General features: G+C 55.2%; 8 protein-coding genes and 1 pseudogene. 3 read left to right on the top strand and 6 right to left on the bottom strand.

The window, feature by feature from the left end; all coding sequences use genetic code 11:
• The 4 genes from MV985_RS08440 to rtcA all read right to left on the bottom strand — a co-directional run.
• The coding region (locus MV985_RS08440; protein WP_297465254.1) for a DUF3368 domain-containing protein at positions 1-194 on the bottom strand (194 nt) is incomplete at its 3' end.
• 20 nt (positions 195-214) lie between these two features.
• Positions 215-493: a hypothetical protein gene (locus MV985_RS08435; protein WP_297465252.1), complete on the bottom strand. Its 279-nt coding sequence runs from the start codon at positions 491-493 to the stop codon at positions 215-217.
• Between the two features lie 56 nt (positions 494-549).
• Positions 550-717, bottom strand: a complete 168-nt coding sequence (locus tag MV985_RS08430; RefSeq protein WP_297465258.1) for a UPF0175 family protein — start codon at positions 715-717, stop codon at positions 550-552.
• Between the two features lie 64 nt (positions 718-781).
• Positions 782-1,801 (bottom strand): RNA 3'-terminal phosphate cyclase, encoded by a 1,020-nt coding sequence (gene rtcA / locus MV985_RS08425; RefSeq protein WP_297465249.1) that lies wholly within the window; start codon positions 1,799-1,801, stop codon positions 782-784.
• Between the two features lie 87 nt (positions 1,802-1,888).
• Between rtcA and MV985_RS08420 the strand changes: the two genes are divergently transcribed.
• Entirely contained in the window at positions 1,889-2,476 is a 588-nt protein-coding gene (locus MV985_RS08420; protein WP_297465247.1) for a hypothetical protein, read from the top strand.
• On the opposite strand, the gene MV985_RS08415 is transcribed toward MV985_RS08420, so the two are convergent.
• Both MV985_RS08415 and MV985_RS08410 read right to left on the bottom strand, forming a co-directional pair.
• Positions 2,473-3,321 carry a hypothetical protein gene (locus MV985_RS08415; RefSeq protein WP_297465256.1) on the bottom strand — a complete coding sequence of 283 codons (849 nt, stop codon included), beginning with the start codon at positions 3,319-3,321 and terminating at the stop codon, positions 2,473-2,475. The genes MV985_RS08420 and MV985_RS08415 overlap by 4 nt on opposite strands.
• A gap of 32 nt (positions 3,322-3,353) precedes the next feature.
• Positions 3,354-3,866: a metallophosphoesterase gene (locus tag MV985_RS08410; RefSeq protein WP_297465245.1), complete on the bottom strand. Its 513-nt coding sequence runs from the start codon at positions 3,864-3,866 to the stop codon at positions 3,354-3,356.
• 107 nt (positions 3,867-3,973) lie between these two features.
• Here MV985_RS08410 and MV985_RS08405 point away from each other — a divergent pair, with 107 nt between their 5' ends.
• Together MV985_RS08405 and MV985_RS08400 are read left to right on the top strand one after the other, a co-directional pair.
• Positions 3,974-4,468, top strand: a complete 495-nt coding sequence (locus MV985_RS08405; protein WP_297465243.1) for a hypothetical protein — start codon at positions 3,974-3,976, stop codon at positions 4,466-4,468.
• Positions 4,468-6,007, top strand: a pseudogene (locus tag MV985_RS08400) (hypothetical protein); the annotation flags it as partial. The gene MV985_RS08405 and the pseudogene MV985_RS08400, both read left to right, overlap by 1 nt.

Genomic DNA, 6,007 nt, shown 5'->3' with positions numbered 1-6,007 from the left:
AGCTCGCCTGCTTCCTTCAACACCTTTTCATAAAGTCCATCGCTCAGCCAGAAGCCCGTGGCCTTTAGTTTCTCCAGCTCGTCCCTAAGGCTGGCTACCTTACCGGTGAACTTGGCTTTGAGGAGAACACCAATGGTTCCTGCCACCCTCAGGCCAAGGGCTCTTGCCACTTCCCTACCATCGTAGTCATCCATTAGGACAAGTTCGGCATTCTTTATCTAAAGCTTAAGACTATAGCCTCGCTCTCACCTTCATCAAGCTTAATCATCAGGGAACGCTTGAGCCTCTCGTCCATTATTTTCTCCACTTTAATCCACTCGGCGTTTTTAATCGCTTGAGCATCCTCGCTGTCACCGCCTTCAATTACGCACTCTCGATAGACGGTCTCGGGAATTAAAACCTCACCGAAGAACTCCCTGAGAAGCTCAAGCCTTCCTATTTTAGCGAGGTGAATTAAGGGGGTCGAGTTACTCACCACGGGCAAAGGCCACATCCTCCGCCAGCTCCCTCTCGGTGTAGTGCCTCGGAACCTTCCTCTTGGCTAGCTCTTCAAGAAAACTCCCTCTTGGTTACTCCCGCGAGCTTCGCCGCCTTTCCGAGCGGGAGGATTCCTCGCTGGTAGAGAATAACCGCTAGGTCGAGCCTAAGCTCTCTCTCAACCTCGCCCCTGGGGAGTCTCATAGCGGTGATAACGTCCTCTGGGATTATTATCTCCATTCTCCCCACCAGATTGGGGATTGGTGTTGGGATATTTAACCCCCTCGTCAGACTTCTGCCCTCTTCACACACCCCTCACAACTCCGGGCTTACCAACTTCGCCATCAACCTCGAAGATTTTACCCAAAAACCTCTCCACGACCCAGACGTTCGTCACAAGGTGGCTCGTGATTTCGGCAACGCCAATCTCTCCACCCGTGAAGGCCAAGAAGGGTATCAGCTGGTCACCGAGGAATTTGTCAACGGCCTTTCTTGAAGTCAGCGCTTCCAGCAACTCATCGGCCGCTTCCCTGCCTACTACTTCCGCCGGCTTACCGCGCTTTCCAAGGGCGTCTCCCCCGATTCTCAGCGAGTCCGTCTCGGCCCAGACCACTATTCCGCTCCCCGGTCCGAGAGAACGCGAAACTTCCCTCTCTATTTCGACAGGAACGCTGTAAAATCTCCTCAGCCTTTCCTCGGCGGCCTTTGCCTGCCTCTCAGCGACGTGGGCTGGCAAGTTGGTGGCGTGGCTTATCCCAGCGAAGCGTTCGATTTTCCTCCACTCAAGGGCTATGAGCGGTTTCCTCTCCTCCCAGGGTTCAACTTCCCCAACTACCAGACCGCCACCCTTCGGGTAATGGCCCCTCCTCTTTATCTCGAGCCTAATTCTCAACCCCATCCTCTCAAGGGCAAAGAGGGTAACGTGCTTGAGGTAATCAACGGGCGGGCTCCAGGGGACGTCGGTTCCTCCGGTTACCTCGAAGCTACCCCCGGTGAAGGCCATAGCCGGAAGTAAAGCCTGGAGGACGAGGGTTATACTGCCCGCTGTTTTTATCGGAACGCGGATGTGCTTCGGTCTCGCCTTACCGGGAATAAATTCTAGTCTCGTTGAGCCTACCTGAGCGCCCCTAACCCTCGCGTTGCTCAGCTCCTTCAAAGCCAGAATCCCATGGAGGTGCTGTGTCCTTAGCCCCGGGTTGGGCCTGTTGGCGCGGATGTTGTATATCCTCACGGGTTTTCCCGTGATTACGGACAGAGCCACCGCCGTTCTGAGTATCTGCCCCCCGCCCTCGCCGTAGGAACCGTTTATTTCAACCCACTCCATTCTCCCACCTTTACCCTCTCAGCTCAAAAACCTAAAAACCTGACGAAAGACTTTTAGGGTGGCCGAACAACTTCCACCGGTGAGAACATGGACGAGCTTGAATTCTGCGTTAAGAGCCTCAGCTATCCCCTTGGCATGCTCCTGGAGAACCTCGAGAGGAAGGAGGGGGAGCTGATTTCAGTAACGAGGAGGGCTATAACCCTTCCCAAACTACCCTTCGCCGCCCTCTGTTACCTGACGGGAATAGCGCTCTTCGACTCCCTAGACCTCGTTGATAAGAAGAGGCTGAGTAACGATTACGACTCGCTGGAGGTCTTCAGGAGAAAGCTCCTCAACTCAAAGCTGGGCGAAGCGCTAAGGCCCTACCTCGAAAGCCCCGGAATGTATACCTCGCCCGGAGAGATTCTCTCCGTAGACTGGCTGGAGTTCGAGAGAAGAGCTAATAGGCTAAGGCCTTATCTCGAAAAACTCAAAATCCTGGCGGAAAAAAAGGATAGAGAAGCCTTCCTCGGAGAGACTAAGTTCCTCTCGGGGCTGAGCGTCGACGAGGGCCTCCTCCTGGGCTATCTCGCAGATGATCGAAAACTGAAGGAGCTTATCAACGCGGCCCTGGGACGGCACAACCCGGCCTTTCGGGAGGCCGTCAAAAGGTACTTCAGGGCACTGGGGGGTTAATCCCCCTCCAGGTTGGGGGGAGTGAAGCCAAGGTTGATCATGACGGCCGTCTCAAGGGCGGTTTCTCTGTCCATACCCTCCTCCAAGAGCTTTTCAACGATCTCCACGAGGAAGTCGATGTTCCTGTAGTTCAAAAGCCACGGGGGATAGTCCTCGAACAGGCCGGGATCCACTGTGAAGCCCAGCCTTCCCTCAAGCTCCTCAACGAACTCCCTCCTCGACAGCGGTGGAAGGTTTATCCGAACGGCGAAGGGAAGTCCCTCGTACTTATCCGGCCAGACCGTCTCCACAACGACAACCTTCTCCCTCATGACCTTCAGAACCTCTCCGGGAGAGGGCTCCCTGAGGAGGATTGCCCCCTCCGGGATAAGGGGCTCGAGGTTGATCCCCCTGAAGTTGACGACGAGTGCCGGAAGGCCGAGTTCGAGGGCTTTCTGAACGCTGATGGCCAGTCCCTTCTTTCTCACCCTGGAGGAGTGCTCCCGCCTCAGCCGTTCGTACAGATCCTCGCTAACGAGGGTGAGCTGGTAAACTTTTTCAGAATCGCCGATGTGCAGAATCCCGTTGGAGAGGAGCCTAAGGCCGAGCCTTGAGGCGAGGGCCGAGAGCTTCCCCTCGGTGCGGGTGGTTATTGCTCTCCTTCCCGCGGTCTCCTCAAAGCCCCTGCTGACGAGACGGTAGTCGGCCGGATGGAGGCCCCTCGCGTTCATGAAGGTCTCCAGCGCCTCTAAGGCGGCCTCCTCGCTGACAGCGTAGACCTTGATAAGCTCGACGTTTTCTCTTCCGTCGATTCCAACGAAGACGACCGCATCGGTTCTCTCCTTGGGAACGAGGATGTCCTCCATAGCCACCGCCCGCAACTCGTCAGAGGCGCTCGTTAGAGGCTCATTGCCCCGAGCAGTTCCCCCGTGTCAAGGTTGATTATCCTCACTTCCCTCTTTCTCGTGTCCAGGAGGGCAACGCTCCTGACTCCGGTCAGGTAGCCGCAGACCTCGCCGGGATTCACGAGGATCGTCCTGCCCTCTTCCACTATCTCGTAGCGGTGGGTGTGACCGACGACGACCACATCGTAGAGCCTGCTCCTGGCGAGTGCCCTGACAAGGACTTCGTTCGTTCCGTGGGTTACCGCTATCTTCATCCCGTCGGCCTCAAGCTCTATAATCTCATCGTAGATGCCAAGCGCTTCGTAAAGACCCTTCCTCTCGCCGTCGTTGTTGCCGAAAACTCCCCTGAGGGGAGCCCTGAGGTTCTTCAGCTCTCTCGCCACGAAGGGGGCAACGAAGTCACCGGCGTGGATGACGAGTTCAACGTTTTCCCTGTTGAAGAGCTCGACGGCTTTTCTTATCGCCGGAAGGTTGTCGTGGGTGTCGCTCATTATCCCGATCAGCATGCTCTCACCGGATATTATTAAAGGAAGGGGCTTATAGGCTTATCCGTCCCCGGCTCGGAAACTTTAAGAGCCCTCCCTCCAAGGGAGATACTCGAGAAGGTGGTGGCATGTTTACAGGAAGGGCGCTCATAGCCGTCAAGATACTCCGGCCCTTCGGCGACTGGAAGGCCGGTGACATAGTTCTCGTGGAGGACTGGAAGGCGAAGGTACTCTGGGAGACGGGTGTCGTCGAGGTCGTTGACGAGGCCGACAAGGTCATAGGCGAGGTGGACAAGGTCATAGCCGAGGAGCGCTCCAACGAACCCCTCATGCCCCTTCCAGAGGGGCTTTATGAGAGGGCGGAATTTTATATGTACTACCTGGAAAACTACGTGAGACTGAACGCGAGCGAGAGCATAGAGACCATAAACGTTAAACTGACCAAGCTTGCCAACCTGAAGAAGAAGACCGAACACCTGAAGATCATACGCTTCAACAAGATTCTGAAGGCGGTCATGCTGAGGCCAAACAGCCTGGAACTTCTCTCAAGACTTTCGCCGGAGGAGAGGCGGGTCTACCTCCAGCTTTCGAAGATAAGAAACGAGTGGCTTGGTGAGGTCTGATGGAAAGGGAGGAGATGATAGAGAGGTATGCGCGATTCCTTCGCGAGTACGTTGATGACGACGGGAAGGAGGTCTACCTCAACAGGCTGAAGGACCTGCTCACGGTAACTCCCAGGCGTTCCCTCTCTATAGACTGGACGCATCTCAATTCCTTTGATCCGGAACTCGCTGCCGAACTGATGGAAAACCCCGAGGAGAGCATTCTGGCAGCTGAAGACGCGATAGGAATAGTTCTCCGGGAGCCTCCCCTCCTCGTCGAAAGGGATCTGAAGATTCATGCGCGCTTCTTCAACCTCCCGAAGACGCTCCTCGTGAAGGAACTCGGAAGCGAGCACATAAACAGGCTCATCCAGGTTGAGGGAATCATAACGCGCGTGAGTGAAGTGAAGCCCTTCGTTGAGAAGGCCGTCTTTGTGTGCAAGGACTGCGGCAATGAGATGATACGGCTCCAGAGGCCGTACGAGAACCTCGTCAAGCCGGCGAAGTGCGATGCCTGTGGAAGCAGAAACGTCGAGCTGGACGTCGAGAAGAGCCGCTTTGTGAACTTCCAAAGCTTCAGGTTACAGGACAGGCCCGAGAGCCTCAAGGGCGGTCAGATGCCGCGCTTCGTTGACTCGATACTCCTCGACGACCTCGTCGATACGGCCCTTCCAGGCGACCGCGTTCTCGTCACGGGAATTCTGCGAGTTATCCTGGAGCAGAAGGACAAGAGGCCCATCTTCAAGAAGGTCCTGGAGGTCAACCACATAGAGCAGCTCAGCAAGGAGATAGAGGAGCTTGAGATTTCCCCGGAGGACGAGCAGAAGATTCGCGAATTAGCGAAGAGGAAGGACATCGTTGACGCGATAGTGGACTCGATAGCTCCTGCCATCTGGGGGCATAGAACGGTGAAGAAGGGCATAGCTCTGGCTCTCTTCGGCGGTGTGCAGAGAACTCTGCCCGATGGGACGAAGCTTCGCGGTGAGAGTCACGTTCTGCTTGTGGGTGACCCTGGTGTTGCTAAGTGCGTTGACTACAATACAGAGGTTGTTTTGGCCGATGGAAGTCTGAAGAGGATTGGGGAAATTGTGGAAGAAGCTGTTAGAAGAGCCGAAAAAGAGGGAACGCTCGGGAAAGTTGACGATGGCTTTTATGCTCCCATTGACCTTGAACTCTACGCCCTCGACGCGAAGACCCTGAAGGTGAGAAAAGTTAAAGCGAACATAGCCTGGAAGAGGACCGCTCCAGAGAGAATGTTCAGGATAAAGACGGCAAGTGGCAGGGAGATTAAGATAACGCCAACCCATCCGTTCTTCGTCTTTGAGGATGGACAGTTTAAAACGAGGAGAGCGGAGGAACTGAAGGTTGGAGATTTTATTGCAACTCCAAGGAAAGAAAACGAGCCGAGAACAGTGCCTGAAACAGAAGATGAACGTCTAGGGAGGCTTCTTGAAGAGTCGGACATCTTCTGGGACAGAGTTGAAGAGATTGAAGAGTATAAACCCGAACACCCATGGGTCTATGACCTCCAGGTTCCGGGGCACCACAACTTCATCGCCA

The organism is Thermococcus sp. (assembly GCF_027012695.1).
Taxonomy (GTDB): domain Archaea; phylum Methanobacteriota_B; class Thermococci; order Thermococcales; family Thermococcaceae; genus Thermococcus.
Note: the sequence above shows the minus strand (reverse complement) of the source record. Positions and strands in the feature narration are given on the sequence as shown.

Excerpts from the sequence above, each read along its gene's own strand:
- MV985_RS08435 (WP_297465252.1), bottom strand. The coding sequence starts at position 493 with ATGTGGCCTTTGCCCGTGGTGAGTAACTCGACCCCCTTAATTCACCTC.
- MV985_RS08430 (WP_297465258.1), bottom strand. The coding sequence starts at position 717 with ATGGAGATAATAATCCCAGAGGACGTTATCACCGCTATGAGACTCCCC.
- rtcA (WP_297465249.1), bottom strand. The coding sequence starts at position 1,801 with ATGGAGTGGGTTGAAATAAACGGTTCCTACGGCGAGGGCGGGGGGCAG.
- MV985_RS08420 (WP_297465247.1), top strand. The coding sequence starts at position 1,889 with ATGGACGAGCTTGAATTCTGCGTTAAGAGCCTCAGCTATCCCCTTGGC.
- MV985_RS08415 (WP_297465256.1), bottom strand. The coding sequence starts at position 3,321 with ATGGAGGACATCCTCGTTCCCAAGGAGAGAACCGATGCGGTCGTCTTC.
- MV985_RS08410 (WP_297465245.1), bottom strand. The coding sequence starts at position 3,866 with ATGCTGATCGGGATAATGAGCGACACCCACGACAACCTTCCGGCGATA.
- MV985_RS08405 (WP_297465243.1), top strand. The coding sequence starts at position 3,974 with ATGTTTACAGGAAGGGCGCTCATAGCCGTCAAGATACTCCGGCCCTTC.